Annotated in this window: 28 protein-coding genes; 14 read left to right on the top strand and 14 right to left on the bottom strand. The window is 68.9% G+C overall.

The features are described from left to right. The first annotated feature begins 69 nt into the window (after positions 1 to 69). Entirely contained in the window at positions 70 to 528 is a 459-nt protein-coding gene (locus tag BST28_RS15950) for an SRPBCC family protein (RefSeq protein ID WP_083081834.1), read from the top strand. After that, on the top strand, positions 528 to 1,217 hold the full coding sequence (locus tag BST28_RS15955) for a phosphodiesterase (RefSeq protein ID WP_083081853.1): 690 nt from the start codon (positions 528 to 530) through the stop codon (positions 1,215 to 1,217). Before BST28_RS15950 ends, BST28_RS15955 begins: the two co-directional genes overlap by 1 nt. On the opposite strand, the gene BST28_RS15960 is transcribed toward BST28_RS15955, so the two are convergent. Both BST28_RS15960 and miaB read right to left on the bottom strand, forming a co-directional pair. Then, the gene (locus BST28_RS15960; RefSeq protein ID WP_083081836.1) at positions 1,183 to 1,788 is read right to left on the bottom strand and encodes an Rv2732c family membrane protein; all 606 of its coding nucleotides are present in this window, start codon (positions 1,786 to 1,788) and stop codon (positions 1,183 to 1,185) included. The two genes, BST28_RS15955 and BST28_RS15960, sit on opposite strands and share 35 nt — an antisense overlap. Continuing rightward, complete coding sequence (gene miaB, locus BST28_RS15965; protein WP_083081856.1) at positions 1,785 to 3,347, bottom strand: tRNA (N6-isopentenyl adenosine(37)-C2)-methylthiotransferase MiaB; 1,563 nt, start codon at positions 3,345 to 3,347, stop codon at positions 1,785 to 1,787. The genes BST28_RS15960 and miaB overlap by 4 nt, the downstream gene beginning before the upstream one ends. Between miaB and BST28_RS15970 the strand changes: the two genes are divergently transcribed. The 5 genes from BST28_RS15970 (at position 3,346) to BST28_RS15990 (ending at position 6,765) form a co-directional block, all read left to right on the top strand. After that, positions 3,346 to 4,104: an amino acid ABC transporter ATP-binding protein gene (locus tag BST28_RS15970; RefSeq protein WP_019735215.1), complete on the top strand. Its 759-nt coding sequence runs from the start codon at positions 3,346 to 3,348 to the stop codon at positions 4,102 to 4,104. The genes miaB and BST28_RS15970 overlap by 2 nt on opposite strands. After that, on the top strand, positions 4,104 to 4,916 hold the full coding sequence (locus tag BST28_RS15975) for a glutamate ABC transporter substrate-binding protein (protein WP_109510906.1): 813 nt from the start codon (positions 4,104 to 4,106) through the stop codon (positions 4,914 to 4,916). The genes BST28_RS15970 and BST28_RS15975 overlap by 1 nt, the downstream gene beginning before the upstream one ends. Then, on the top strand, positions 4,913 to 5,590 hold the full coding sequence (locus BST28_RS15980) for an amino acid ABC transporter permease (protein ID WP_019735213.1): 678 nt from the start codon (positions 4,913 to 4,915) through the stop codon (positions 5,588 to 5,590). The genes BST28_RS15975 and BST28_RS15980 overlap by 4 nt, the downstream gene beginning before the upstream one ends. Beyond that, entirely contained in the window at positions 5,587 to 6,471 is an 885-nt protein-coding gene (locus BST28_RS15985) for an amino acid ABC transporter permease (RefSeq protein WP_083081838.1), read from the top strand. Before BST28_RS15980 ends, BST28_RS15985 begins: the two co-directional genes overlap by 4 nt. 63 nt (positions 6,472 to 6,534) lie before the next feature. Beyond that, positions 6,535 to 6,765, top strand: coding sequence for an Rv1893 family protein (locus BST28_RS15990; RefSeq protein WP_019735098.1), 231 nt, complete (start codon positions 6,535 to 6,537; stop codon positions 6,763 to 6,765). Positions 6,766 to 6,768: 3 nt separating this feature from the next. On the opposite strand, the gene recX is transcribed toward BST28_RS15990, so the two are convergent. The 3 genes from recX to BST28_RS16005 all read right to left on the bottom strand — a co-directional run bounded on the left by recX (position 6,769) and on the right by BST28_RS16005 (position 10,813). Continuing rightward, positions 6,769 to 7,296 carry a recombination regulator RecX gene (gene recX / locus BST28_RS15995; RefSeq protein WP_019735099.1) on the bottom strand — a complete coding sequence of 176 codons (528 nt, stop codon included), beginning with the start codon at positions 7,294 to 7,296 and terminating at the stop codon, positions 6,769 to 6,771. After that, complete coding sequence (recA, locus tag BST28_RS16000; RefSeq protein ID WP_019735100.1) at positions 7,265 to 9,406, bottom strand: intein-containing recombinase RecA; 2,142 nt, start codon at positions 9,404 to 9,406, stop codon at positions 7,265 to 7,267. Before recA ends, recX begins: the two co-directional genes overlap by 32 nt. Before the next feature lie 180 nt (positions 9,407 to 9,586). Beyond that, the gene (locus tag BST28_RS16005; RefSeq protein WP_019735101.1) at positions 9,587 to 10,813 is read right to left on the bottom strand and encodes an oxygenase MpaB family protein; all 1,227 of its coding nucleotides are present in this window, start codon (positions 10,811 to 10,813) and stop codon (positions 9,587 to 9,589) included. A gap of 70 nt (positions 10,814 to 10,883) precedes the next feature. Here BST28_RS16005 and BST28_RS16010 point away from each other — a divergent pair, with 70 nt between their 5' ends. Next, the gene (locus BST28_RS16010) at positions 10,884 to 11,534 is read left to right on the top strand and encodes a TetR/AcrR family transcriptional regulator (RefSeq protein WP_043334847.1); all 651 of its coding nucleotides are present in this window, start codon (positions 10,884 to 10,886) and stop codon (positions 11,532 to 11,534) included. Here the strand turns inward: BST28_RS16010 and BST28_RS16015 are convergent. After that, complete coding sequence (locus tag BST28_RS16015) at positions 11,525 to 11,719, bottom strand: DUF3046 domain-containing protein (protein ID WP_019735103.1); 195 nt, start codon at positions 11,717 to 11,719, stop codon at positions 11,525 to 11,527. The genes BST28_RS16010 and BST28_RS16015 overlap by 10 nt on opposite strands. A 10-nt stretch (positions 11,720 to 11,729) precedes the next feature. After that, positions 11,730 to 12,902: a glycosyltransferase gene (locus BST28_RS16020; protein ID WP_065288261.1), complete on the bottom strand. Its 1,173-nt coding sequence runs from the start codon at positions 12,900 to 12,902 to the stop codon at positions 11,730 to 11,732. Positions 12,903 to 12,944: 42 nt separating this feature from the next. Here BST28_RS16020 and BST28_RS16025 point away from each other — a divergent pair, with 42 nt between their 5' ends. Then, on the top strand, positions 12,945 to 13,385 hold the full coding sequence (locus BST28_RS16025) for a limonene-1,2-epoxide hydrolase family protein (RefSeq protein ID WP_019736778.1): 441 nt from the start codon (positions 12,945 to 12,947) through the stop codon (positions 13,383 to 13,385). A gap of 6 nt (positions 13,386 to 13,391) precedes the next feature. Beyond that, entirely contained in the window at positions 13,392 to 13,817 is a 426-nt protein-coding gene (locus BST28_RS16030; protein ID WP_029249146.1) for a DUF5313 domain-containing protein, read from the top strand. Here the strand turns inward: BST28_RS16030 and pspM are convergent. From pspM to pgsA, 4 genes are all read right to left on the bottom strand, one after another. Then, a complete protein-coding gene (gene pspM / locus BST28_RS16035; protein WP_083081841.1) occupies positions 13,814 to 14,656 on the bottom strand; it encodes a phage shock envelope stress response protein PspM in 843 nt (280 codons plus the stop codon). The genes BST28_RS16030 and pspM overlap by 4 nt on opposite strands. Before the next feature lie 3 nt (positions 14,657 to 14,659). Further along, a complete protein-coding gene (pspA, locus tag BST28_RS16040; protein ID WP_019736781.1) occupies positions 14,660 to 15,481 on the bottom strand; it encodes a phage shock protein PspA in 822 nt (273 codons plus the stop codon). A 126-nt stretch (positions 15,482 to 15,607) separates the two neighbouring features. After that, the gene (clgR, locus tag BST28_RS16045) at positions 15,608 to 15,931 is read right to left on the bottom strand and encodes a transcriptional regulator ClgR (RefSeq protein WP_019736782.1); all 324 of its coding nucleotides are present in this window, start codon (positions 15,929 to 15,931) and stop codon (positions 15,608 to 15,610) included. Positions 15,932 to 16,037: 106 nt separating this feature from the next. After that, positions 16,038 to 16,631, bottom strand: coding sequence for a CDP-diacylglycerol--glycerol-3-phosphate 3-phosphatidyltransferase (gene pgsA, locus BST28_RS16050; protein WP_029249147.1), 594 nt, complete (start codon positions 16,629 to 16,631; stop codon positions 16,038 to 16,040). 55 nt (positions 16,632 to 16,686) lie between these two features. Here pgsA and BST28_RS16055 point away from each other — a divergent pair, with 55 nt between their 5' ends. After that, on the top strand, positions 16,687 to 17,211 hold the full coding sequence (locus BST28_RS16055) for an amino-acid N-acetyltransferase (RefSeq protein ID WP_019736784.1): 525 nt from the start codon (positions 16,687 to 16,689) through the stop codon (positions 17,209 to 17,211). Here BST28_RS16055 and BST28_RS16060 read toward each other — a convergent pair. Next, positions 17,208 to 17,717: a DUF421 domain-containing protein gene (locus BST28_RS16060; RefSeq protein ID WP_019736785.1), complete on the bottom strand. Its 510-nt coding sequence runs from the start codon at positions 17,715 to 17,717 to the stop codon at positions 17,208 to 17,210. The genes BST28_RS16055 and BST28_RS16060 overlap by 4 nt on opposite strands. Positions 17,718 to 17,896: 179 nt before the next feature. Here BST28_RS16060 and BST28_RS16065 point away from each other — a divergent pair, with 179 nt between their 5' ends. Then, positions 17,897 to 19,246: a wax ester/triacylglycerol synthase family O-acyltransferase gene (locus BST28_RS16065; protein WP_083081843.1), complete on the top strand. Its 1,350-nt coding sequence runs from the start codon at positions 17,897 to 17,899 to the stop codon at positions 19,244 to 19,246. Here BST28_RS16065 and BST28_RS16070 read toward each other — a convergent pair. After that, on the bottom strand, positions 19,243 to 21,747 hold the full coding sequence (locus BST28_RS16070) for an FtsK/SpoIIIE family DNA translocase (protein ID WP_170306798.1): 2,505 nt from the start codon (positions 21,745 to 21,747) through the stop codon (positions 19,243 to 19,245). The genes BST28_RS16065 and BST28_RS16070 overlap by 4 nt on opposite strands. A gap of 174 nt (positions 21,748 to 21,921) precedes the next feature. Between BST28_RS16070 and BST28_RS16075 the strand changes: the two genes are divergently transcribed. Beyond that, on the top strand, positions 21,922 to 22,239 hold the full coding sequence (locus tag BST28_RS16075; RefSeq protein ID WP_065288264.1) for a putative quinol monooxygenase: 318 nt from the start codon (positions 21,922 to 21,924) through the stop codon (positions 22,237 to 22,239). Next, positions 22,239 to 23,054, top strand: coding sequence for a mycofactocin-coupled SDR family oxidoreductase (locus BST28_RS16080; RefSeq protein WP_019738592.1), 816 nt, complete (start codon positions 22,239 to 22,241; stop codon positions 23,052 to 23,054). The genes BST28_RS16075 and BST28_RS16080 overlap by 1 nt, the downstream gene beginning before the upstream one ends. Positions 23,055 to 23,058: 4 nt before the next feature. On the opposite strand, the gene BST28_RS16085 is transcribed toward BST28_RS16080, so the two are convergent. Further along, on the bottom strand, positions 23,059 to 24,735 hold the full coding sequence (locus BST28_RS16085) for a ribonuclease J (RefSeq protein ID WP_019738593.1): 1,677 nt from the start codon (positions 24,733 to 24,735) through the stop codon (positions 23,059 to 23,061). Positions 24,736 to 24,738: the final 3 nt, after the last annotated feature.

Below are 24,738 nucleotides of genomic sequence, written 5' to 3' on the forward strand. Positions count from 1 at the left end.
CGATGTTTGGCGGCCGGGCATGTCGGGTTAACCCCTCCGTGACAACGACCAATCTCACGGGGGGTAGGTATGGCCAGCAATATCACCGCGGCACTCGACGTCAAGCGTCCGATCCGGACGGTCTACAACCAATGGACCCAGTTCGAGTCGTTCCCGCAGTTCATGGACGGCGTTGAGCGCATCGAGCAGCGCGACGACACGCACCTGCACTGGACGATCAAGGTGGGGCCCGCGACCCGCGAGTTCGACGCGACCATCACCGAACAGCACCCCGAGGAGCGGGTGGCCTGGCGGTCGGAGAACGGTCCCCGTCACGGCGGCGTGGTCACGTTCCACAAGATCGACGAGAACACCACCCGGGTGACCACCCAGATGGACATCGACCCGGAGGGGGTCCTGGAGAACGTCGCCGACAAGCTGAACCTGCTCGACCACCGTGTGCACGCCGACCTCGAGCGGTTCAAGGACTTCATCGAGAGCCAGCCCGCGGAGACCGGCGGGTGGCGCGGCGACGTGCCGCGGCGCTGATGGACCCGGCCGCACAGCTGTTCCGCTGGGGCGCCGCGGCCCTGTACCGCCGGTTCTTCCATCCCGCCGGTGTGCTGGCGATCGGCTTCCTGGAGCGGGTCGCACCCACTGCGGAGGGCCTGCCGGTGGAATCCTCGGCGGTGGCCGCCCGGATCTCCAAGGGCGCGGGAACCCCGGGGGCGCTGCCCGACGCGATCGGCCTGGCCCTGCGGGTGCCGGCCCCGCACGGGCCCTGGGACATCCTGCTGGTGTCGGCGGGTTCCGGGCCGCTCGGCCGGGCCGTGGGACTGCGCCCCGTCGCGTCGTGGGCCGGGCTGACGATGACCACGCTCATGCCGCTGGACTATCAGGGCGACGTGTGGTGGCTGCGAGCGCGGCTGACCACACCGATCCCCGGCTACGGATTGGCGCTGGGCAGCATCGGCAACCGGATCGAGCGAGACGAGGTCTGCTTCGAACTCGACCAGGCCCACGGCACCGCGGGGTTTCGCCCGCTGGCCCACCTGGTGCTCACGGGCCTCGATCAGGGCCATGACGTGTCGTTCGACCCGGTCGTGAACACGCCTCCGGATGTGCACCTGCGTCCCCGATGGCTCGCGGGACTACGCGCCCGGGCCTACCGGGGCAGCCGCGAGGGCAGAAGCGCGCCGGCGGCTACTCGCCCGGCGGTCGGTCCTCGGGAGGCCTGAGCTCGTCCAGCAGGCCCAGCACCTGACGCTGTGCGGTGCTGCGGCGGCGCTGCTCCTCGGCGGCCAGCTGCACCGCGGTGCGTGACCACACCAGCCGGGCCCAGTGAAAAGTCAGCACGATCAGGGTGATCCAGGCCAGGATCAGGCCGAACCCCGGTCCGGGATGGCCGGCCGCGACGGTCTGGCGCGACCACACGGCCAGCAGCCCCGCCACGCTGCCCACCGCCGAACCGGCCAGGGCCACCCAGGCCACCGCCCAGCGCCGGAGTAGCAGCGCCAGCATCGAGAACCCGACACCGAACAACAGCGCCAGCCACATGAACAGCCGCGACGGCAGACCCACCAGGGCGTCGTCGGCTCCGTTGGCGGCGAACAGCACATCCCAGCCGCGCACCGCCCCGGTGTGTGGCGCCAGGAACGACGCCAGCAGCACGAACACGCAGATCGCGACGACCAAACCCCTACCCCCGGGGTCGATTTCGCTGGCAACGCGGCGCTCCGCGGCTTCGATATCGGCCCGGTAGGCCTCGAAGTCACTGTAGTGCCCGGCGTTGTCGGGCTGGTCGCTCACCGCGCCGCCCCCGGCATCTTCGGCATGCCCAGCCCGACACCGGGCGGGGGTCCGGCCGCGATGTCGCCGGCCCTGGTGCGGCGGTGACTGTGCAGCGGCCCGTCGGCCAGCAGGTGGTGCGGCGCCGCGCCGGTCACCGTCGTGGTCACCACGTCGCCGGGACGCACCTGCGCCTCGCCCGGGGTGAAGTGCACCAACCGGCCGTCGCGGGCGCGGCCGCTCATCCGCGCCGTCTGCGCGTCTTTGCGCCCCTCCCCGACCGCGACGAGCACCTCGACGGTGCGGCCGATCTGCGCCCGGTTCTCCTGCAGCGAGATCTCCTCCTGAAGCTCCACCAGACGTTCGTAGCGTTGCTGGACCACCTCTTTGGGCAGCTGGTCGGGCAGCTCGGCGGCGGGGGTGCCGGGACGCTTGGAGTACTGGAAGGTGAACGCGGCCGAGAACCGCGCGGCCCGTACCACCTCGAGGGTGTCGGCGAAGTCGCGTTCGGTCTCGCCCGGGAACCCGACGATCAAGTCGGTGGTGATCGCCGCGTCCGGGATCGCCGCCCGCACCCGGTCGAGAATGCCCAGGTAGCGCTCGGCCCGGTAGGAGCGGCGCATCGCCCGCAGGACGGTGTCCGAGCCGGACTGCAGCGGCATGTGCAGTGTGGGACAGACGTTGGGGGTCTGGGCCATCGCCTCGATGACGTCGTCGGTGAACTCGGCCGGGTGCGGGGAGGTGAAGCGGACCCGTTCCAGACCCTCGATGTCCCCGCAGGCCCGCAGCAGTGATGCGAATGCGCCGCGGTCGCGCGGCAGCGCCGGGTCGGCGAACGAGACCCCGTAGGCGTTGACGTTCTGCCCCAGCAGCGTCACCTCGATGACGCCCTGCTCGGCCAGCGCGGCGACTTCGGCGAGAATGTCCTGCGGGCTGCGGTCCACCTCGCGGCCCCGCAGCGACGGCACGATGCAGAAGGTGCAGCTGTTGTTGCAGCCGACGGAGATGGAAACCCAGGCCGCGTAAGCCGATTCCCGCGCGGCCGGCAACGACGACGGGAACTCCCGCAGCGATTCGACGATCTCGACCTGGGCTTGCCGGTTGTGCCGGGCCCGCTCCAGCAACACCGGCAGCGAGCCCAGGTTGTGGGTGCCGAACACCACGTCGACCCACGGCGCCCGGCTCAGCACGCCGTCCTTGTCCTTCTGGGCCAGGCAGCCGCCGACGGCGATCTGCATGTCCGGGTTGCTGCGCTTGTGCGGCGCCAGGTGACTCAGGTTGCCGTAGAGCTTGTTGTCGGCGTTCTCGCGCACCGCGCAGGTGTTGAACACCACCACGTCGGCGTCGGCGCCCGCGGCGGCGCGGCGATAACCGGCCTGCTCCAACATGCCGGCGATGCGTTCGGAGTCGTGAACATTCATCTGACAGCCGTAGGTGCGCACCTCGTAGGTGCGCACCTGTTCGGAAATCACCGGCGAACTCACCCGGACTATGCTACGGCGGCCGGTGCGGCGCGGACCGATCGGATTGCGAAGACCGGATATGGCGGCGGTCCCGTCATCGGTAGGGTCGGATGCCATGACCAGCGGCGGGCCGGATCCGGTGCCGATGATCGCCATCCGGGACGTCAACAAGTACTTCGGCGGCCTGCACGTGCTCAAGGACGTCAATCTCGACGTCGCCCGGGGCGAGGTGGTGGCGATTTTGGGCCCGTCGGGCTCCGGCAAGTCCACCCTGTGCCGCACCATCAACCGGCTCGAGACCGTGGATTCGGGCACCATCGCCATCGACGGCCAGCCGCTGCCGGCCGAGGGCGCGTCGCTGGCGCGGTTGCGGGCGCAGGTCGGGATGGTGTTCCAGGCGTTCAACCTGTTTCCGCACAAGACGATCCTCGACAACGTCACACTGGCACCGATGAAGGTGCACAAGACCCCGAGGGTCGAGGCGCAGCGCCAGGCGATGGCGCTGCTGGAACGGGTCGGGGTGGCCGATCAGGCCGGCAAGCACCCCGCCCAATTGTCCGGCGGGCAGCAGCAGCGGGTGGCGATCGCGCGCTCGCTGGCGATGAACCCCAAGGTGATGTTGTTCGACGAGCCGACCAGTGCGCTGGACCCGGAGATGATCAGCGAGGTGCTGGCGGTGATGAGTTCGCTGGCCGACGACGGGATGACCATGGTGGTCGTGACCCATGAGATGGGCTTCGCGCGCCGCGCCGCCGATCGGGTGGTGTTCATGGCCGATGGCGCCGTCGTCGAGGACGCCCCGCCGGCGGAGTTCTTCGGCGAGCCCAAGTCCGCCCGGGCCAAAGACTTTCTCGCCCGGATCCTCGACCACTGATGTTGCTGCCGCGGCGGTTGCAGATGCTGGCACGGCTCTGCGTCGTGCTGGCGGCGGGATCGGGCCTATCGGTCGCCTGCACCGCCCATGACCCCGGCAAGATCACCGTCGGCGTGAAGTTCGACCAACCCGGGTTGAGCGTCAAAAGACCCGACGGCACGCTCGGCGGGTTCGACGTCGACGTGGCCCGCTACGTCGCGGGACGGCTGGGATATCCGCCCGAACGCATCGCCTGGATCGAAGCCCCGTCCGGCCAACGCGAGATGCTGCTGCGCAACGGGCAGGTCGACTACGTGGTCGCCACCTATTCGATCACCGATTCCCGGCGGCAAAAGGTCGATTTCTCCGGCCCCTACCTGCTGGCCGGACAGTCTTTGCTGGTGCGGGCCGACGACACCGATATCACCGGCACGGCATCGCTGCAACGCCACAAGAGGCTGTGTTCGGTGTCGGGATCCACTCCCGCGCAACGGATCAAAGACCGCTATCCCGGCGTGCAGCTGCAGCGCTACGACACCTACTCCGCGTGCGTGGAGGCCCTGCGCAACAATGCGATCGATGCGGTGACCACCGATGACGTGATCCTGGCCGGGTATGCCGCGCAGAGCCCCGGGGCGTTCAAGCTTGTCGGCGACCGGTTTTCGGAAGAGAAGTACGGGATCGGCGTGCAGAAGGGCAACGAGAGCCTCCGGCGGCGGATCAACGACGCGATCGAGCAGATGGAACACGACGGCTCCTGGCGGGCGGCGTTCATCGACAACTTCGGCGCTGCCGAGTTCGCGGTGCCCGACCCGCCGCCGATCGAGCGATGATGTTCGCCGAGTATCTCGGTCAGATCCTGCAGGCTTTCACCGTCACGGTCGAATTGGCGGCGCTGTCCGGGGCCTTGGCGCTGATCTTGGGCACCGGACTGGCGGCGATGCGGTTGGCTCCGGTTCCGGTGCTGCGCTGGCTCGGCGCCGGCTACGTGCACCTGGTGCGCAACACCCCGCTGACGCTGCTGTTGCTGCTGTGCTCGTTCGGTCTGGCCCAGACACTCGGGGTGACGCTGACCGACCCACGGTCGCCGACGTCGATCGACGACAGCAATTTTCGGCTCGCGGTGCTCGGATTGGGTGTCTACACGGCGTCGTTCGTGTGTGAGGCGCTGCGATCCGGGGTCAACACCGTCGGGATCGGACAGGCCGAGGCCGCCCGGTCACTCGGGTTCAGCTTCGGCCAGAACCTGCGGATCATATTGTTGCCCCAAGCTTTTCGGGCGGTGATCATCCCGCTGGGCTCGGTGCTGATCGCGTTGACGAAGAACACCACGCTGGCCTCAGCGATCGGGGTGGCCGAAGCGGCGCTGCTGATGAAGACGATGACGGAGAACACCGCGGCGCTGATCGCGGTGGGCGCGATCTTCGCCGCCGGTTTCGTCGTGCTGACTCTGCCGCTGGGCCTGCTGTTCGGATACCTGGGCCGGCGCTGGGCGGTGACGCGATGAAGCCGGCGTCGCGGGCGACGGTGCTCTTCGACGCGCCCGGACCGCGGGCCCGAGCCCGCCACCGCGCCATGTCGGCGGCGACGGTGCTGGCCGCGGCGCTGCTGGGCTGGGTGGTGTATGACCGGCTGTCCGCCAAGGGCCAGCTGACCGCCGAGAAGTGGGCACCGTTTCTGACCGCCGACCTATGGCGGACCTACGTGCTGCCCGGAGTGGCGGGCACACTGACCGCAGCGGCCTGGGCGATCGGGCTGGCGCTGGTGCTGGGTGTCGGCCTGGGTGTCGGCCGATTGTCGGGGGTCAGGGCGGTCCGCTTGAGCTGCGCGGTGGTGGTGGAGTTCTTCCGGGCGATCCCGGTCCTGATCATGATGATCTTCGCCTACTTCATCTACGGCGTGCTCGACGCGTTCCCGCCCCAGCAGATCGCCCTGGCCGGGGTGGTCACCGGGCTGACGCTCTACAACGGCGCCGTCATCGCCGAGATCGTGCGGGCCGGAGTCCATGCCCTGCCCGGCGGGCAGTCCGAGGCGGCGGCCGCCCTGGGATTGAACTGGGCCGGCTCGATGCGCCTGGTGCTGCTGCCCCAGGCCGTCACCGCCATGCTGCCGGTGCTGGTGTCGCAACTGGTGGTGGCGCTCAAGGACACCGCCATCGGCTACCAGATCACGTTCGTGGAGATGGTGCGTCAGGGCACGGTGGTCGGCTCGCAGTACAGCAATTACCTTCCCGCGCTGCTGGTGATCGCGGCGCTGATGATCACCGGAAATCTGGCGCTGTCCGCGGGCGCGATCGGCCTGGAGCGCCGGCTGCGCCGTTCGCGGCACAACCCGTTGGAGGCGGCCACCATCGAGCCGGAGGGCACCCCGGGAGCCGAGGTGGTTTAGGCACTGCGCGGCGGTGATCCGGCGTCTAGAGTCGGACGCAACAGCCGACGACAGGAGACTCTGATGGCTATCACCCCCAAGGACGCGTTCAACGCCGCCCGCGACATCGCCGCCCACGCCGTCGAGAAGGCCTCCGACATCGTCGAGGACGCCGGCGACATCATCCGCGGGGATATCTCCGGCGGCGTCAGCGCGATCGTCCAGGATTCGGTGGAGATCGCCACGCACGCCGTCGAGCGGACCAAGGAGGTCTTCACCGACAGCGACGAAGCAGACGAGGTCGACGAGGTCTGAGTTTCAGACCCGCCGGCGCTCCCGTTCGGCGGCCAGCTCGTCACGGACCACGTCAAAGGCCATCGACGGGCTGTAGCCGCGGCGGGCCAGCATCGCCACCAGTCGCCGGGTCACCCGGGTGTCGTCCTCCCCGAGGGTTTCCCGCCGGAGTTTGATCCGCACCAGCTCTTCGGCCCGCATCCGCTCGGCGCAGGCGTCGATGCCGGCCAGCGCTTCGGCTATGACGTCGTCGGCGACGCCCTTGGTGCGCAGTTCGGCGGCGATCACTTTGCGGCCCTTGCCCGCGTGTTCGCGCCGGGAGCGCACCCACTGCTCGGCGAAGTCAGCGTCGTCGATCAGGCCCGCTTTGGCCAGCCGGTCGAGCACCCGGGTGCTGACGTCGTCGGGGTAGCCCCGTTTGCTCAGCTGACCGGCGAGCTCGGCGCGGGTACGCGCCCGCGCGGTGAGCAGGCGAAGGCACAGTGACTTCGCCTGCTCCTCACGCTTGGGTTCGGCCGGCTCAGAAGTCGACGGGAGCGGGCAGGACGTCATCGGCCAAACCATCGGTCAGCACGGCGCCGATGCCGAGCTTCTCTTTGATCTTCTTCTCGATCTCGTTGGCCACGTCGACGTTCTCCAGCAGGTAGTTGCGGGCATTCTCCTTGCCCTGCCCGAGCTGTTCACCGTCGTAGGTGAACCAGGAACCGGACTTGCGGATGAAGCCCTGGTCCACGCCCATGTCGATCAACGAGCCCTCGCGGCTGATGCCCCGGCCATACAGGATGTCGAACTCAGCCTGCTTGAACGGTGGGCTGACTTTGTTCTTGACCACCTTGACCCGGGTACGGTTACCGACCGCGTCGGTGCCGTCCTTGAGCGTCTCAATCCTCCGGACGTCCAGGCGAACCGACGCGTAGAACTTCAAAGCCTTTCCGCCCGTGGTCGTTTCGGGAGAATTGTGTACCATCACTCCGTCGACGAAGTAGTTGTGGTTGCCTTCCACCTCGATGTCGAAACGGTGCATCGATCGAGTCGGCGGCTTGACATGGACATCGAGCACCCGAGCCGGCACCAAATGCTGGGTAGGTTCGGCGAACTGCGGCGTCAACGCGCCTTGACCGCGGAACCGCGGCAACAGCTTGTACTCCATCGACGGTGCCATGTAGGGCGCCACCAATTCCTGGAACTTGGCCGTGGCGGCGGTGGAGAACACCAACACCGCCTTGCCGGCCGATCCGGACAACCGCAGCCGCACATCCAGCCCGTGAGTGTCGCGCAGGTAGTCGCACAGCCGGGTTCGGGTGCCTTCCGACATGGCCTCCACGCAGATTTCGATCCGTCCGCTACCACCGGTGGTACGTTCCTGCAATCCCTTGGAGCGCAGCGAGAATGAGCCATCATCCATGTACCAGATGGCCAGCGCCAACGGGGTGAGCGCCTTGAGGTAGTCCTCGGAGAAGAACTTCTTGCCATCCCCGAGGTACACCGCGCGCTGCAGTTCGCCCAGTTCGGGAAGCGGAGTGAAATCGACGAAGTGCGAACCCGCAGCGTTCTCCCGCTTTGAGTGACCGATGTTGCCCATCAGCGCGGTCTTCCACTGCAGGTATTCCAGCTGCTTGGCGCCGTGTCCCAACCGGAACCGGACGCCGTTTCGGTCACGCCGATTGGGTGAGAGGTTTCCATCACCCATCAGTGAACCGAGGACGACCTGGAATTGCTGGTCGCTGAGCAGGTGCGGTTCAGCAGCCAGGACCCGGTCGCCGGCGATCAGTTCGCCGGCCTCGGTCCAGCCGCCCGGGGTGCGGATCAGGTGGTTGGGCGTCGCGGCGAACTGCGATTTGCCGTTACCGCCGGACTTCTCGACGGTGAACTGCAGGAACTTCTCGGCAGGCCCGTTGTCGAACCAGTTCACGACCTTGCGCGGCACCAACTGGTCGGCGATGGGGTCGTAGGACAACACCTCCACGTCCATCTTGTTGTTGACGATCTTGCCGATCTTCTCGGTACTGCCGTCGGCAAGGGTCACCCGGGTGGAATAGTTCATGCACCCGAACATCACTCCGATTTTTTCCCGCAGCTGGTTGATGAAGATCGCGGTGGTGCCCGAATTATTCAGCGCGCCAGTCATTTTCCGCAGTGCCTGGCTCATCAGCCGGGCCTGCAGACCGACGTGGCTGTCCCCCATCTCGCCTTCGATCTCCGCGCGCGGAACCAGGGCCGCCACCGAGTCGATGACCAGAATGTCCAGCGCGCCGGAGCGGATCAGCGTGTCGGCGATCTCCAGCGCCTGCTCACCGGTGTCGGGCTGAGACACCAGCAGCGAATCGGTGTCCACGCCGAGTTTCTTGGCGTACTCGGGGTCCAGCGCGTGCTCGGCGTCGATGAACGCTGCGATCCCGCCGGCGGCCTGGGCGTTGGCCACCGCGTGCAGTGCCACGGTGGTCTTACCGGAGGACTCCGGGCCGTAGATCTCGACGACCCGGCCCCGGGGCAGACCGCCGATGCCCAGCGCCACATCCAGGGCGATCGAGCCGGTCGGGATGACCGAGATCGGTTGACGCACCTCGTCGCCGAGGCGCATCACCGAGCCTTTGCCGAAGTTCTTGTCGATCTGGGCCATCGCCAGCTCGAGTGCTTTTTCGCGATCGGGCGCTTGCGCCATGATGCCTCTCCCTGTGGTTCGGTGTTCGGTTGACCGGTTCTCGGTCGGTTGGCCGTGACGCTAACGACAGGGTCCGACAGCCCGGCGAACTCTCCCCACAGTAGGCGAACGGATGTTCGAATCAAGTACGACACGCGGCGTGTCGGCGTGTCGGACTTTCGGCGGTGCCTGCGCCCCCGGCTAGGCCACCCGCATGACGTGCGCCGACGCCCCGATGGCGGTGTCCTCGTCGCCCATCATGATGCGCATGAACTCCTCCTGCTCACGGCGCCCGCGCTGGGCCGCCCGGTCCAGCCCGCCGGGCAGCAGCAGCGCCGCGGCGCTGCGGACGAGGTTCACCGGCATCCGCACCAGCGGGTACCACGGCAGCACGAAGGCGGGCAGGCCCAGCTTGCGCATCGTGCGCGGCCCCAGGAAGCTGCCGGTCACCGACAGGTGCGCCGACCGCGCTATCCGACGCCGCACACCGGCCATGGCACCGAAGTGCCACTCCAGCGGGTCGTCTGCCATCGGGACCGCCAGTTGCTTGGTCGACTCGTCGGGCTCGGAGAGCGCACCCAAGGTCTGGTAGAGGATGCGGACGCCGTCGCGGAAGCTGCCCGGCAGCCAGTCGTCGCGAACACCCATCAGCCAGCCGACGTAGCGCGTCAGATGCGCGATGTCCTCGAGTTCACCCGGCGACAGCACGATGCCCAGCCCCAGCCCGGCAGCCGGCGGCGCGATCAGCGCCCCCACCAGGGTGGCGGCCATGTCGGTCTGGTTGACCGGCAGGCCCCATTCGTCGCTGCGCCAGTCCGGCAGGGCGGCCACGTGCCGGCGCACGTACTCGTGGATCAGCCGGACCCGGATGGTGGCCTGATAGCCGGCGCCGAGCGGTTCGAGCCCTCCCGCGCCGGTGACATCCATCGCCCACTGCAGCGTCTCGGCGAACCGCTTGTTGGAGCCCTTTTCCAGCACACCGGTGCGCAGCAGGGTCTTGTTGAACGAGGAGAACTGATAGCCGCCCAGGAAGGACACGTCCCGGGCGATGTAGGTGCCGTCAGCGCCGCCTCGGCGCAGCGCCCGCTGACCGCGGCGGACCCGGTCCATGTCGACCCAGTCCGGGATCGGCTCGAACTCGGAGAAGAACTCGCGCAGCGGTTCCGGGGCGTCGGGCATCGAGGCCAGGCCGTGGGCGAGGATCCGGTCGAACATCGGCCGCGTCTCGCTGGACCCGGTCTCCGACATCCACTGCACCAGCCGCCGCATCGGCTCGTCGCCGGCGGTCAGGTCCGCACCGATCTGGCGCCACCGCTCCGGTGAGGGCTTGCCGATCCCCAACGCCGCGGCCAGCACCCGAATGCTGGCCGGAATCGAGCCGGGCGTGTCCGGATGGCGGGTCGGGACATCAACCACCGGCGAGTTCATCAGATAAGCCTCCAACGCTATTTGGATAACACCTGTGTTCCAAACATAGGTCGCAGGTAGGGTGATGTCAATGAAACGCCCGGGGGTAGTGCGCGACTACGGCGGCATCAGCGCGGTCGACCGCCGTGCCGAACGCCGCGCCAAGCTGCTCGCCGCCGGCCGCCGGATCTGGGGTGAATCCGGGATCGGCGAGGTCACCGTCCGCGGTGTCTGTACCGCCGCGGGGCTGATCCCCCGCTACTTCTACGAGCAGTTCCCCAACCGGGATGCGCTGCTGTTCGCGGTCTCCGACGACGTCCGCGACCAACTGCTCGAAGCGATGGTCACCGCCGGCGTCGGTGATCCCGGCACGCTCTCGGACAAACTGCGCTCCGCGCTGACGGCCTTCCTCGACCTCATCGCCGCCGACCCCTACATCCACCGCATCGCCACCAGCGACCTGTCTGCCGTACCCGGACTCAACGAGCACCGCGCACGCATCCTCGACCTGATCACCGACTCGGTCGTCGAGCACGCTCCCGGCGTCCTCGACGGCGAGGTTCCGCCGCCCGCGGAGTTACGCCGCGGCGCCCTGTTCATCGTCGGCGGCGTCAATCAGATCATCGAGGCCTGGCTGGCCAACCCCGTCGAATCCACCACCGAACTGGCGGCGCTCTGCTCGGATCTGGCCGTCGCCCTGGTCCGCAGCATCACGAGCCCGCAGGATCACTCTCACCACTGATCGCGCGGCACGTCGAAGTCCGCGCACAGCGCCCACCACACATCGCGGGGCTCCACCCCGTCCTCGATCGCCTGAGCGGCGGTCCGTCCGCCCACCGCGCCCAGCACGTGATCGGTCAGCACCGTGGCGCCGTAAGCCGCACCGAAGCGCAGCGTGACCCGCTCGTGGAATTCGGTCAGGCGCACGCGTCCCAACCTACCCAGCGCGCGACAGCGCCTCGTGGCACACCCGCACCGGGTCGGCGACGTCGGCGGCCCCCTCGGCGGCGCGTCGCGCGGCGTCGCGGTAGCTCGGGGACGCCAGCACGGCGCCCACCTCCTCGATCAGCGCCGCCGGACTCAGGGGCCGGATCAGCCGGCCGCTGCCCTGGCGCACCACGCGGTTGGCGATCTCCCATTGGTCGCCCCCGCCCGGCACCACCACCAGTGGCAGCCCGGCCAGCAGGGACTTGGCCACCATGCCGTGCCCGCCGCCGCAGATGACCAGGTCGGCGCGGGTCAGCAGTTCGTCCTGGCGCCCCAGCCCGGCGACGGCCCAGGGCGGCAGGGTCACCTCGGGGCCGGTCAGCCGCGACACCGCGATCCGGGCGCCCGACGGCAGCGTCTCGCCGGGCACCAAGTGCTCCAACGCCAGTTCGGCCAGCCCGGCGGCCCCGGTCGACGCGGTGGAGGGCGCCACCACCACCAGCGGGCCGGCGCCCGGCGGGACGGCGAGCAGCGCTTCGGTGGGCTCGAAATGCAGCGGCCCGACCACGACCGCCTCCGCGGGCCAGTCCGGCCGGGGCACCTCCAGGGCCGGCAGCGTGGCGATCAGTCGCCGCAGCGGCCCGGGGTCGCGGTCGGGCAGACCGATACCCGCCCGGGCCTCGGCGCGCTGCCGCAGTCCGGATCGCACCGACCGGGCGGTCAGCGACCGCATCACCGTGTCCCGTAACCGGCCGCGCACCCCGCGGCCGGGCGCCAGCCCGCTGCCGATCGGCGGCAGCCCCCTGGACGGCAGGTACAGCGGGTGCGGGCTGAGTTCGACCCAGGGGATCCCGAGCAGTTCGGCGGCCATTCCCCCGCAGGCGGTGATGACGTCGGAGACCACCAGATCCGGCGCCACCGCCCGCAGCTGCTCGCGGTTCTGCTGGGCCATGCGGGCCGCCCGCTGATGGAGTTTGGCCCCGTCGTCGGCATCGTCGTCGGCGGCCGTGGCATCCAGGCCCAGCAGCTCCGCGGCGTCCACCCCGGCGGCGCGGGCGGTGTCGAGCCAGTGCACCCCGGTCAGCAGCGTCGGCGCGTCCCCGGCGGCAACGAAGCGCCGGCACAACGCGATCGCCGGAAATGCGTGGCCGGGGTCGGGCCCGGCGACAACCACGATGCGCATCGGCCTACCGTGCCACAGGCCGTCGGGCCTAGGCTGGGTGGCATGACCGAACCGACTGGCCAGCAGACCGTGACGGACGACAACATCCGCCTGGTGGAGACGTTCCTGGACGCCCTCGCCGACGATGACCTCGACACCGCGGCCGCGGCCCTGGCCGAGGACGTGGTGTACCAGAACGTCGGGTTGCCGACCATCTACGGCCGCAGCGCCACCATCGGGGTGTTCCGCCGGATGGCGGGCCGGGCGTCCTTCGACGTGAAAATCCACCGTATCGCCGCCGACGGCGCGGCGGTGCTCACCGAGCGCACCGACGCGCTGACCCTGGGCCCGCTGCGGCTGCAGTTCTGGGTGTGCGGGGTGTTCGAGGTGCACAATGGGCGAATCACGTTGTGGCGCGACTACTTCGACTTCTTCGATATGTTCAAGGCAGCGCTGCGGGCGGTCGCGGCGACCGTGTTCCCCGCGCTGCGCCCTACGATGTAGACCGTGTTGAACACCCGAGCGGCTGCGCCCCGGCGGCCCAATGCGATCCAATACCTCCGGTATTGCTACGGGCGTCCCCTGCCGCCGGAGTTGCGCGACTGGGTCCGCAACGACCTGGCCGGACCCGGTGCCACCGTTCGCATGATCATGCGCACCGCCGTACCGACGACGCTGATCCTGATCCCGTTCTGGCTGTTGCCGACGGACTTCCTGACGCACATGAGCATGACGTTTCCGATCTGGTTCATGGCGATCCTGTTCTCGCATGCGCTGAACAAGGTGTGGCGCAGGCACATGCTGCGGATGCACGGCCTCGACCCGGAACTCGCCGACGCACGCAAGCGCGAGCGCGACGCCCACATCCACCGGTCTTACATCGAACGCTTCGGCCCGCGGCCCGAATCCGCGGATCAGCGAACCGACGACATCTAGACCCGCGGCAGCTCGGCGAGTTCGTCGAACGCCTGAGCCCAGCCCAGCATGCGGTCGGTCGCGCTGGTCAGCTCCTCGCGGTAACGCTGTTGCGACATCGGCGAATTCATCGGTTCCCCAGAAGTCGTTGACGACCGGTCATTTGCTGCCGCCACCAATTGCGCTGCGGCGGTGACCATTTCGTTGTATTGACGAACGCCGGCACTCAACTGTGCTGTGAACGCGTTGATCGTCGGCACCAGGTACTCCCCCGACTGCGCGCTGTGCTGCACGGCACGCTCCATCGACACCACCTGGGCGGCGGTGGCCGCCATCGTCGACGCGGCCCCGTTGACAGCCGCGGTCAGCCCGGCGATCTCATCGGCCGGCAACAGCCGGCCGCGTTCCAGTACGCCCAGCAGCGACACCATGCCGCGTTCGGAGGCGCCCAGTGCGTATATCGCCGGTCGCGCCGCCGATCCGGGCGGCGGCAGGCGGCGGGCGGTCACGGTGCGCACCGGCGGCAGCGGAACCGAACGCAGCCAGCGATAGCGCAGCAACAGCAGCGTGGCCGGGGCGGCGGCACCGGCGGCGATCAGCCCGGTGATCAACAAGACCCACACCGGCGTGGCCCACGACGCCAGCAGGGCGGTCACCAGCATCCAGAAGCCGCATGCGGCGCCGAAGAACAGCCCCAGTCGCAGCGCCCACCGTCGCTTGCGCAGCAATCGGGCCCGCGGGTCGGCCATCGCCCCCAGCTTGTCGGCGAGGAGGTCGGCGGCCTCGCTGGCACGGTCGACGGCGCGCTGGATCAGGGCTCCCCGACCACGACCTCTGAGGCCTCCGGCTCGCACGGCCATCGACTACCGGTCTAGCGGATTCTCGTGTGTGGGGGTGGCGCCTGACTGCGGAGCCGCTGGCGTGGGCTGACTCGGCGCGGCGGTGCCGCCGGCCGGCAGCGCCTCACCGCGCATCGACGCGCGGATCTGTTCCAATCGGGAGTGGCCGGCCATCTGGATGCCGGCCTGTTCCACCTCCAGCATCCGGCCCTGCACCGAGCCCTGTGCCAGCTCGGCGGCGCCGACCGCATTGGCGTAGCGGCGTTCGATCTTGTCGCGCACCTCATCGAGGCTGGGGGTGGTACCAGGCGCGGCGATCTCGCTCATCGAGCGCAGCGACGCGCTGACCTGCTCCTGCATCTTGGCCTGTTCGAGCTGACTGAGCAGCTTGGTGCGCTCGGCGATCTTCTGCTGCAACACCATCGCGTTCTGTTCGACGGCCTTCTTGGCCTGCATCGCCGCCGACAGCGCCTGGTCATGCAGGGTTTTGAGGTCTTCCACGCTCTGTTCGGCGGTGACCAGCTGGGCCGCGAACGCCTCGGCGGCGTTGGTGTATTCGGTGGCCTTGGCGCTGTCCCCCGACGCGGTGGCCTGGTCGGCCAGCGTCAGCGCCTGGCGCACATTGACCTGAAGCTTCTCGATGTCGGCCAGCTGGCGGTTGAGCCGCATCTCCAGCTGCCGCTGGTTGCCGATCACCTGCGCGGCCTGCTGGGTGAGAGCCTGGTGCTGGCGCTGCGCCTCCTCGATCGCCTGCTGGATCTGCACCTTCGGATCGGCGTGCTCGTCGATCTTGGCGTTGAACAGCGCCATCACGTACTTCCACGCCTTGACGAACGGGTTGGCCATCAGTCAGCTCCGTCTGGTTGTTCGGATGTTTGTCGTCTGCCCCCTACCGCTGATCAATTTATCGGGTCAGCGGTGATCGGGAGGGGGTTCACGCGGGCTTCGGGGCGGTCGCACCCATCGGGCCCGTCACGCCGAAGCCATCTCCCGGATCGGCGGGATGACGACCTTGGTGCTGGCGTCGATGTGGGTTACCCCGGTGTTGCGCTCGGCCCGCTCGGCCCGCACCAACCGATTGCCCGCATCGAAGAGCACCGCCGACAACGGGATCCGCAATGCCGCGCAGATCGCGTTGAGCAACTCGCTGGACGCTTCCTTGCGTCCCCGCTCGACCTCCGAGAGATAACCCAGGCTGACCCGCGCAGAATCCGAGACCTCACGCAGCGTGCGCCCCTGTGCCGTGCGGGCCTGACGCAACACCTCGCCGACCGATTCCCGCAGCAATGTCGTCATCGTGCACTCCTTAAATCGGGTCAACCGGGAAAACAGACTCACCAAGGTCAACGCCCGCGACGCCCGTTCGGGTTCCCGGGGCGGTGTTATCCGGTCCCGGCGCCGGTCAGCTGCGGTCGGGCCCGCGGAGGTCGGCGACGGCCGACATCACGTAATCCACGCCGGTCACCACCGTCAGCACCACGGCGGCGGTCATCACCACCCAGGCCGCCACCAGCCAGGGGCCGGTCAGCGGCAGAACGAGCAGCCCGATCCCGACCGCCTGCACCAGCGTCTTGAGTTTTCCGCCCCGACTGGCCGGGATCACCCCGCGGTGCAGCACCGCGAACCGCAGCACCGTGATCCCGATCTCTCGGGCCAGCACCAGCACCGTCACCCACCACCACAGGTCGCCGAGCATCGACAGACCGATCAACGCGGCCCCGATCAGTGCCTTGTCGGCGATCGGGTCGGCCAGGGTGCCGAATTCGGTCACCATCCCGTAGTTGCGGGCCAGGGCACCGTCGAGCCGGTCGGTGACGATGGCCACCGCGAAGATGACGAACGCCGCGATGCGGGTCTTGGCGTCATGGCCGTCATCGGCGAACAGCGCCAGCAGAAACACCGGGACCAACAGCAGCCGCATGGTGGTCAGCGCGTTCGCGAGGTTGATCACCGGGACGCGCGTCACCGCCGGACCGGTTTGAGGTTGCCCCGACACGGCAGACAGAATATCCGTTACCCAGCCCAAAACGAGAAACCGATACTGTGCATCTGTGCACCTCGCGGCTGATCCACCGGCCCACCGGCCCCTGATTCGGCGCGCGCGGACCTCCGACGTCCCGGCGATCAAGAAGCTGGTCGACATCTACGCCGGCAAGATCCTGCTGGAGAAGAACCTGGTGACGCTGTATGAGGCGGTCCAGGAGTTCTGGGTCGCCGAGGACTCCGAGCAGCGCGTGGTGGGCTGCGGCGCCCTGCACGTGCTGTGGTCGGACCTCGGTGAGGTGCGCACCATCGCGGTGGATCCCAACCTGACCGGCCGCGGTATCGGGCATGCCCTCGTCGAGCGCCTGCTTCAGGTCGCCCGCGACTTGCAGTTGCAGCGATTGTTCGTGCTGACCTTCGAGACCGCCTTCTTCGCCCGGCATGGCTTCACCGAGATCGATGGAACTCCGGTCACCGCCGAGGTGTTCGCGGAGATGCAACGCTCCTACGACGTCGGGGTGGCGGAATTCCTCGACCTGAGCTACGTCAAGCCGAACACGCTGGGCAACACCCGGATGCTGCTGATCCTTTAATCGATGCTCACACCGGCGGCCCGGCGCGGCGCGCCGATCAGGAAGCTGAACTGCCCGTCGGATTCCATTCGGCCCTCGCGGACGACGGCGAGGTCGGCAATCCCCTGTTTGCGGGCCTGCTCGCGGACCTGCGCCTCGGTGATCATCTCCTTGCGCATGTTCTCGTGCAGCAGCACACCGTCATGAATCACCAGCAGCGGCCCCGGGCGCAGTACCCGGGCCACGCCGGGCCACCGATGCCCCATCCAGTTCAGCAGGTAGGACCAGCCGATGATCACCCCGACCAACAGGATGCCGTCGCTGACCGACCGGTAACCGCCTGCCATCCCGTTCTGCGCCGCATCGGCGATCAGCACCACGACGATCAGATCGGTGATGCCGTTGGTGCCCGCCTCACGTTTCAACACCACCCGCAGCAACGCGTAAATCGCTATGTAGATAACGGTGCCGCGGACGATGATCTCCGAAGGCGGTGTGTCGAAAGCGAATAGCCGTGCCCAGTCCACGTGGCGAGATTACGCCCCCGCCGGTTGCGAAAAAACTCCGGTGTCTGGTCCGTGTCCGGTCCGTGTCCGGGGCGTGTCTGGTGAGGCCGGGGGCGCAGAACCAGGGACTTCCGGCCCTGCCGCCGGCATCGTGCACACGAGATAGTGGTACTGACAGTTGCAGATAACTGGAGGTAGCCGTGGCCGAGCACCTGACACCCCTGGACACGAGTTTGCTGCACGTGGAGGACGCCGACCGGCACACGCATCTGGGCATCGGCGCCCTGGCGGTGCTGGACGGGCCGATCCCCGACCACCAGGCGCTGGTGTCGGTGCTGGGCGAGCGGATCGCCGCGTGCCCCCGCTTCTCCCAGCGCCTGCGCCGCCGGGTGTTGGACCTGCGGACCGCCGAGTGGGTCGCCGACCACAACTTCAAGCTCGCCAACCATGTCTGCCGCATCGCGGTTCCAGGACCCGGTACCGATGCCGAGTTGTTCAGCGTGGTGGCCGAGGTGATGTCATGGCGGTTGGACAGGGACCGGCCGCTGTGGGAGATCTGGGTGATCGACGGCCTGTCCGGCGGCCGCTGGGCGTTGCTGGTCAAGGTCCACCCGTGCATTGCCGACGCGGTCGCCACCGTCCACATCCTGGCCGGGCTCTCCGACGAGGGCATAACTCACGGCGGCGGGGGTGGCCCCGAGCCGTCCCGGGAGCACACCGGGTGGCGCGGCGCGCTGCGGGCCGGGGCCTCGGTCGCCGTCGACGCGATGATCGGGGCCATGCAGGCCGAGCAGACCCTGCGCGGTGTTGCCCGATTCGCGACCGGACTGGTGCGCCCGATCACCCCGCTCAACGGCCCGCTGACGAGTCGGCGCCGTTACACCGGTGCTCGGGTCAGCGCCGGAGAGGTCGAGCAGATCTGCCGGGCATTCCAGGTCACCGTCGACGATGTCGCCCTGGCGGCGATCACCGAGAGTTACCGCAACATCTTGCTCCGCCGCGGCGAATGGCCGCGGGCCGATTCGCTGCGAACCATGGTGCCGATTCCCCAGGCGGTGCTGCTGCCTCGCCTGCCGGTCGACGAGGACCATCCGGTGGTGCGTCTGCGGATGGTCCACGCCCGGCTGGCCGAGGCCACGATGGCCGCCAAGCGCGGTAACGCGTGGATGGCGGTGGCCCGCGCGATCCCTGCCCCGGTGACCGCGTGGGCGGCCAACGTGCTGTCCCGGTTGCCGCAACGCAGCGTGGTGGCGCTGGCAGCCACCGCGGCCGGGCCGGACCGGCCGCTGCAGATCATGGGCCGCCACGTCTCGGCGGTATATCCGATCCCGCCGGTCGCGCTGCAGTTGCGCACCGGCGCGGCGATTCTGCGCTACGGCGACAGCCTGTTCTTCGGCATCCTCGCCGACTACGGCGCCGTCGCGCACGCCGACGAACTCGCGCGCGGCATCGAGGCGGCCGTGCACCGCCTGTTGGCCCGCAGCAGGCGGCCGCGGCAGGCCGGGCCGGTCCGGGATCGGCACGGCCTGTCGCTGGTGGTCAACAACTAGTCGCCGTCATCGCCGTCATCGTCGGTATCCGGTTCGCCGCCGCCGCGGATGGCCATCAGGGTGGCCGCCAGCTCGTCGGGCTTGACCAGTACCTGGCGGGCCTTGGAGCCCTCGGACGGCCCGACGATGCTGCGGGTCTCCATCAGGTCCATCAGCCGGCCCGCCTTGGCGAAGCCGACCCGCAGTTTGCGCTGCAGCATCGAGGTGGAGCCGAACTGGCTGGACACCACCAGCTCGACGGCCTGCAGGAAGACTTCCATGTCGTCACCGATGTCGGGGTCGACGTCGGTGCGCTCACCGGTCGGCTTGGCGGCGGTGACGCCCTCGGTGTATTCGGGCTCGGCCTGGTCCTTGCAGGCGGTGACGACGGCGTGGATCTCTTCGTCGGTGATGAACGCGCCCTGCAGCCGGATCGGCTTGTTGGCGCCCATCGGCAGGAACAGCCCGTCGCCCATCCCGATCAGCTTCTCCGCGCCGGCCTGGTCCAGGATCACCCGGGAGTCGGTCAGCGACGAGGTGGCGAACGCCAGCCGAGACGGCACGTTGGTCTTGATCAGACCGGTGACGACGTCGACCGACGGCCGCTGGGTGGCCAGCACCAGGTGGATGCCGGCAGCCCGCGCCTTCTGGGTGATCCGCACGATCGCGTCCTCGACGTCGCGCGGCGCGGTCATCATCAGGTCGGCGAGCTCGTCGACGATCGCCAGGATGTAGGGATAGGGCCGGTACACCCGTTCGCTGCCCAAGGGCGCGGTGATCTCCCCTGATCGCACCTTCTCGTTGAAGACGTCGATATGACGCACCCGGGAGGCCTGCATGTCCTGGTAACGCTGCTCCATCTCCTCGACCAGCCAGGCCAGCGCGGCCGCCGCCTTCTTCGGTGAGGTGATGATCGGGGTGATCAGGTGCGGAATGCCTTCATACGGCGTGAGTTCCACCATCTTCGGGTCGATCAGGATCATCCTGACCTCTTCCGGGGTGGCCCGCGCCAGCAGCGACACCAGCATCGAGTTGACGAAGCTGGATTTGCCCGAGCCGGTGGAGCCCGCCACCAAAAGGTGCGGCATCTTGGCCAGGTTGGCGCTGATGAAGTCGCCCTCGATGTCCTTGCCCAGCCCGATCACCAGCGGATGATGGTCGCGGCGGGTGGACGGCGCGGTGAGCACATCGGCCAGCCGCACCATCTCCCGGTCGGTGTTGGGCACCTCGATGCCGACGGCGGACTTGCCCGGGATCGGTGCGAGCATCCGCACGCTTTCGGTGGCCACCGCGTAGGCGATGTTGCGTTGCAGGGCGGTGATCTTCTCGACCTTGACCCCGGGGCCCAGCTCCACCTCGTAGCGGGTGACGGTGGGGCCGCGGGTGCAGCCGGTGACCGCGGCGTCGACCTTGAACTGCTCGAGTACCGAGGTGATCGCGTCAGTCATCGCGTCGTTGGCCGCGGTACGGGTCTTCGGCGGGTCGCCGGCCACCAGCAGGCTCAGCGGCGGCAGCGTGTAGGGGCCCTCCACCACCCGGTCCAATACGACCGTGGTGTCGGTCGGTTTGGCCGCCTTGGGCTTGGGCTTGCGGCGGGCCGGCTTGGCCGCCGGCGGCGCCTCGGCGGCCGGCTCGTCGAGCGGGTAGTTGTCCAGTGGTGTGCGCGACTGCCAATCCGGCGCGTCGCCGGCGCCGGCGGCGGGGTCGTCATCGACGGCGTCACCCTCGTAGTCGTCGTCATAACCGTCGTCGTAATCGTCGTCGTAGTAGTAGTCGTCCTCATACCCGCGGGTGGTGAACAGGTCGCGTAATGCCTCGGGCGCTTCACGCAGCGTCGTCCCGGTCAGCAGCAGCACCCCGAACAGCGCGCCGATGCACAGCAGCGGTGCGGCGATCCAGGCGGTCAGTCCGTCGGCGAGCGGGCCGCCGATCGCGAACCCGACGAAACCCGCGCCGTGCAGACGACCGTCGGGTGTCTGCGGCGAGCCGGCCCACAGATGCCACAGACCCAGGATGGGCAGCGACACCATGGCCGCACCGAGGATCAGCCGGGGCCGGTTCTCCGGGTCGGGCTCGGTGCGCATCAGCGCGACCGCGCCGACGCCGGCAAGGACCGGAAGCAGTATCACCGCCCCGCCGATCACCGCGCGCAGGCCGGTGTCGATCCAGGCTCCGACCGGTCTCGCGGCGTCCAGCCAGCAACTGGCGGCCGTCACCACCGCCAGGCCCAGCAGGGCCAGGGCGATGCCGTCGCGCCGATGACCGGGATCGATGTCGTGGGCGCGGCCCACCGACCGGGCGGTGCCGCCGGCCGCCTTGGCGGCCATCAGCCACGCGGCCCTGGCGGCCCGGCCACAGGCCATGCCCGCCCCCGCCAACCCCGAATGCTGCCGGCGCGGCGCGGGCTTGCGGCGCGCCGCCGCTGCGCGGCCCGGCCGGGAATTGGCGCGGGAACCAGCCTTTGACCTGCTAGTTCGCGGAGCCGATCGCGACCCGGCCTTACTAGCCGTCCTACTAGCCATAGCCGCAAGCCTAACCGCAATACCCTCATTCGCACCATCTGCCACACTGGTCACGGCAGCAGCTTCCGGGCGGTCCCCCGCGTGGCACGGGTCACAACGTGCTGCGTACGGTGACAGAGCCGCCGTGGCCGGCCCGGCCACCGAGCCCCAGCAAGCCCTGAGAAGGAGACCTTCATGCCGGTAGTCGTCGTCGCCACCTTCGCCGTCAAGCCCGAATCGGTCGACATCGCCCGAGAGATCTGCACCAAAGCGGTCGGACAGGTGCACGAGGAGCCGGGCTGCCAGCTCTACTCGGTGCACGAAACCGACGGCTCCTTCGTCTTCATCGAGCAGTGGGCGGACGCCGACGCGCTGCAGGCGCACTCGCAGGCCCCGACGGTCGCCGAGCTGTTCGGCAACCTCAAGGAGCATCTGGCCGGGGCGCCCGACATCAAGATGCTGCAGCCGCTGCCGGCCGGCGACCCGGCCAAAGGCCAACTACGAGCCGAGTGATGGGTTCACTGGACGGCAAAGTCGCCTTCATCACCGGTGCCGCACGCGGCCAGGGCCGGGCCCACGCCCTGCGCCTGGCCGCCGACGGCGCCGACATCATTGCGGTCGACCTGTGCGACCAGATCGCCAGCGTGCCCTATCCGATGGCGACCCACGAGGATCTGGCCGCCACCGTCAAGCTGGTCGAGGACACCGGTGCGCGCATCGTCGCCGCCACGGCGGACGTCCGCGACCAGAGCACGCTCACGGCGGCGCTGCAGGGCGGTATCGACGCATTCGGCCGGCTGGACATCGTGGTGGCCAACGCCGGAATCGCCCCGATGGCAGCCGCCGACGGCTGGCGCGATGTCATCGACGTCAACCTCACCGGCGTGTATCACACCATCGAGGCCGCGATCCCGGCCCTGAACGCACACCATGACGGCGGGTCGATCGTGCTGATCAGTTCGGTCGCCGGCCTCGCCGGCATCGGCAGCCACGACGCCGGAGCCATCGGCTACACCGCAGCCAAGCACGGGCTCGTCGGGCTGATGCGGGTCTATGCGAACCTGCTGGCGCCACAGAACATTCGGGTCAACTCGGTGCACCCGGCCGGTGTCGACACGCCGATGATCAACAACGAGCACACTCGAGAGTGGCTCGCCGACCTCACGGCCCGCACCGGGGCGCCGCCGGACATGGGCAATGCGTTGCCGGTGCAGGTGCTGCAACCCGACGACATCGCCAACGCGGTGGCCTGGCTGGTGTCGGATGCCGCCCGCTACATCACCGGTATCGCCCTACCGGTCGACGCCGGATTCGTCAACAAGCGCTGACCGGTTAGATCTCGATGACCGTCGGCACGATCATCGGCTGGCGACGGTAGACCTCGCCGACCCATTTGCCCACCGTCCGGCGGACCGCCTGGGCGATCCGCGTTGGATCGGTAACACGTTCGGCGGCAAGGGATTCCAGCTCCGCCTCCACCCTTCGTGCCGCCGGTTCCAGCGCCTTGGGGTCCTCGGAGAAGCCTCGCGAATGCAGATGTGGCGGCGCCACGGCCTTGCCGGTCCCGCGACGCACCACCACGGTTATCGCGACGAACCCGCTGGACAGGATCAGCCGCTCCCCCAGCGTCGCGTCCCCGACGTCGCCGTCCACCAGCCCGTCGACGAACATCTTGCCGACCGGGACTGCGCCGGCGATGCTCGCCTGCCCGCCGACCAGGTCGACGCTGACACCGTTCTCGGCCAACAGGATCGACTCGCGCGGCACCCCGGTGCGTTCGGCCAGTGCGGCATTGGCGCGCAGCATCCGCCAGGTGCCGTGCACCGGCATCACGTTGCGGGGCCGGATCCCGTTGTAAAGGAACAACAGTTCGCCGGCGTAGGCGTGCCCGGAGACGTGCACCCGCGCCGCGGCGTTGGTGATCACCCGGGCGCCGATCTTGGCCAGCGCATCCATCACGCCGTAGACGGCCTCCTCGTTGCCGGGGATCAGCGACGACGACAGCACCACCAGATCACCGGCGGTCAACGTGATGGAGCGGTGCTCGCCCCGCGACATCCGTGACAGCGCCGACAGCGGCTCGCCCTGGGTTCCGGTGGTGACCAGCACCACCTTCTCCGGCGCCATCATCTCGGCGGCCCCGATGTCCACCAGGTCCGTGTCGGCCACCCGCAGAAAGCCCAGCTCCTTGGCGATGCCCATGTTGCGGACCATCGAGCGGCCCACGAACGCCACCCGGCGGCCCAGCGCGACCGCTGCATCGACGATCTGTTGCACCCGATCCACATTCGAGGCGAAGCACGCCACGATCACCCGGCCCTCGGCGCCACGGATCAGCCGATGCAGGGTGGGACCCACCTCGCTCTCGCTCGGCCCGACACCGGGAATCTCGGCGTTGGTCGAGTCGCACAGGAACAGGTCCACCCCCTTGTCGCCCAGGCGCGACATGCCTGGCAGGTCGGTGGGGCGCCCGTCCGGCGGCAGCTGATCGAGTTTGATGTCGCCGGTGTGCAGCACCGTGCCCGCGCCGGTATGCACCGCGATCGCCAGCGCATCCGGGATGGAGTGGTTCACCGCGAAGTATTCGCACTCGAACACCCCGTGGGTGCTGCGCTGGCCCTCGGCGACCTGAACGAACACCGGCTTGAGGCGGTGTTCGCGGCATTTGGCGGCGACCAGGGCCAAAGTGAACTTCGATCCGACCACCGGGATGTCGGGCCGCAGTTTGAGCAGGAACGGAATGGCCCCGATGTGGTCCTCGTGGGCGTGTGTCAGCACCAGCGCCTCGACGTCGTCGAGCCGCTCGGCGATGTGACGCAGGTCCGGCAGGATCAGGTCGACGCCGGGCTCGTCGTGGCCCGGGAACAACACGCCGCAGTCGATGATCAGCAACCGGCCGAGGTGCTCGAACACGGTCATGTTGCGACCGATCTCGTTGATGCCGCCGAGCGCGGTGACGCGCAGTCCGCCGGCGGTCAGCGGTCCCGGCGGTGTGAGGTCCTCATTCACCCG

Origin of the sequence: Mycolicibacter kumamotonensis (genome assembly GCF_002086285.1) — a bacterium.
Lineage (GTDB): Bacteria > Actinomycetota > Actinomycetes > Mycobacteriales > Mycobacteriaceae > Mycobacterium > Mycobacterium kumamotonense.

Bases quoted from the DNA above. Each gene is read 5' to 3' on its own strand.
- BST28_RS16025 (WP_019736778.1), top strand. From the start codon at position 12,945: ATGACCGAACCGACTGGCCAGCAGACCGTGACGGACGACAACATCCGC.
- recX (WP_019735099.1), bottom strand. From the start codon at position 7,296: ATGACGTCCTGCCCGCTCCCGTCGACTTCTGAGCCGGCCGAACCCAAG.
- BST28_RS15975 (WP_109510906.1), top strand. From the start codon at position 4,104: ATGTTGCTGCCGCGGCGGTTGCAGATGCTGGCACGGCTCTGCGTCGTG.
- BST28_RS15970 (WP_019735215.1), top strand. From the start codon at position 3,346: ATGACCAGCGGCGGGCCGGATCCGGTGCCGATGATCGCCATCCGGGAC.
- BST28_RS15990 (WP_019735098.1), top strand. From the start codon at position 6,535: ATGGCTATCACCCCCAAGGACGCGTTCAACGCCGCCCGCGACATCGCC.
- BST28_RS15985 (WP_083081838.1), top strand. From the start codon at position 5,587: ATGAAGCCGGCGTCGCGGGCGACGGTGCTCTTCGACGCGCCCGGACCG.
- clgR (WP_019736782.1), bottom strand. From the start codon at position 15,931: ATGACGACATTGCTGCGGGAATCGGTCGGCGAGGTGTTGCGTCAGGCC.
- BST28_RS15955 (WP_083081853.1), top strand. From the start codon at position 528: ATGGACCCGGCCGCACAGCTGTTCCGCTGGGGCGCCGCGGCCCTGTAC.
- BST28_RS16080 (WP_019738592.1), top strand. From the start codon at position 22,239: ATGGGTTCACTGGACGGCAAAGTCGCCTTCATCACCGGTGCCGCACGC.
- BST28_RS16005 (WP_019735101.1), bottom strand. From the start codon at position 10,813: ATGAACTCGCCGGTGGTTGATGTCCCGACCCGCCATCCGGACACGCCC.
- BST28_RS16070 (WP_170306798.1), bottom strand. From the start codon at position 21,747: ATGGCTAGTAGGACGGCTAGTAAGGCCGGGTCGCGATCGGCTCCGCGA.
- BST28_RS15950 (WP_083081834.1), top strand. From the start codon at position 70: ATGGCCAGCAATATCACCGCGGCACTCGACGTCAAGCGTCCGATCCGG.
- BST28_RS16020 (WP_065288261.1), bottom strand. From the start codon at position 12,902: ATGCGCATCGTGGTTGTCGCCGGGCCCGACCCCGGCCACGCATTTCCG.
- BST28_RS16010 (WP_043334847.1), top strand. From the start codon at position 10,884: ATGAAACGCCCGGGGGTAGTGCGCGACTACGGCGGCATCAGCGCGGTC.
- miaB (WP_083081856.1), bottom strand. From the start codon at position 3,347: ATGGCATCCGACCCTACCGATGACGGGACCGCCGCCATATCCGGTCTT.
- recA (WP_019735100.1), bottom strand. From the start codon at position 9,406: ATGGCGCAAGCGCCCGATCGCGAAAAAGCACTCGAGCTGGCGATGGCC.
- pspA (WP_019736781.1), bottom strand. From the start codon at position 15,481: ATGGCCAACCCGTTCGTCAAGGCGTGGAAGTACGTGATGGCGCTGTTC.
- BST28_RS16075 (WP_065288264.1), top strand. From the start codon at position 21,922: ATGCCGGTAGTCGTCGTCGCCACCTTCGCCGTCAAGCCCGAATCGGTC.
- pspM (WP_083081841.1), bottom strand. From the start codon at position 14,656: ATGGCCGTGCGAGCCGGAGGCCTCAGAGGTCGTGGTCGGGGAGCCCTG.
- BST28_RS15980 (WP_019735213.1), top strand. From the start codon at position 4,913: ATGATGTTCGCCGAGTATCTCGGTCAGATCCTGCAGGCTTTCACCGTC.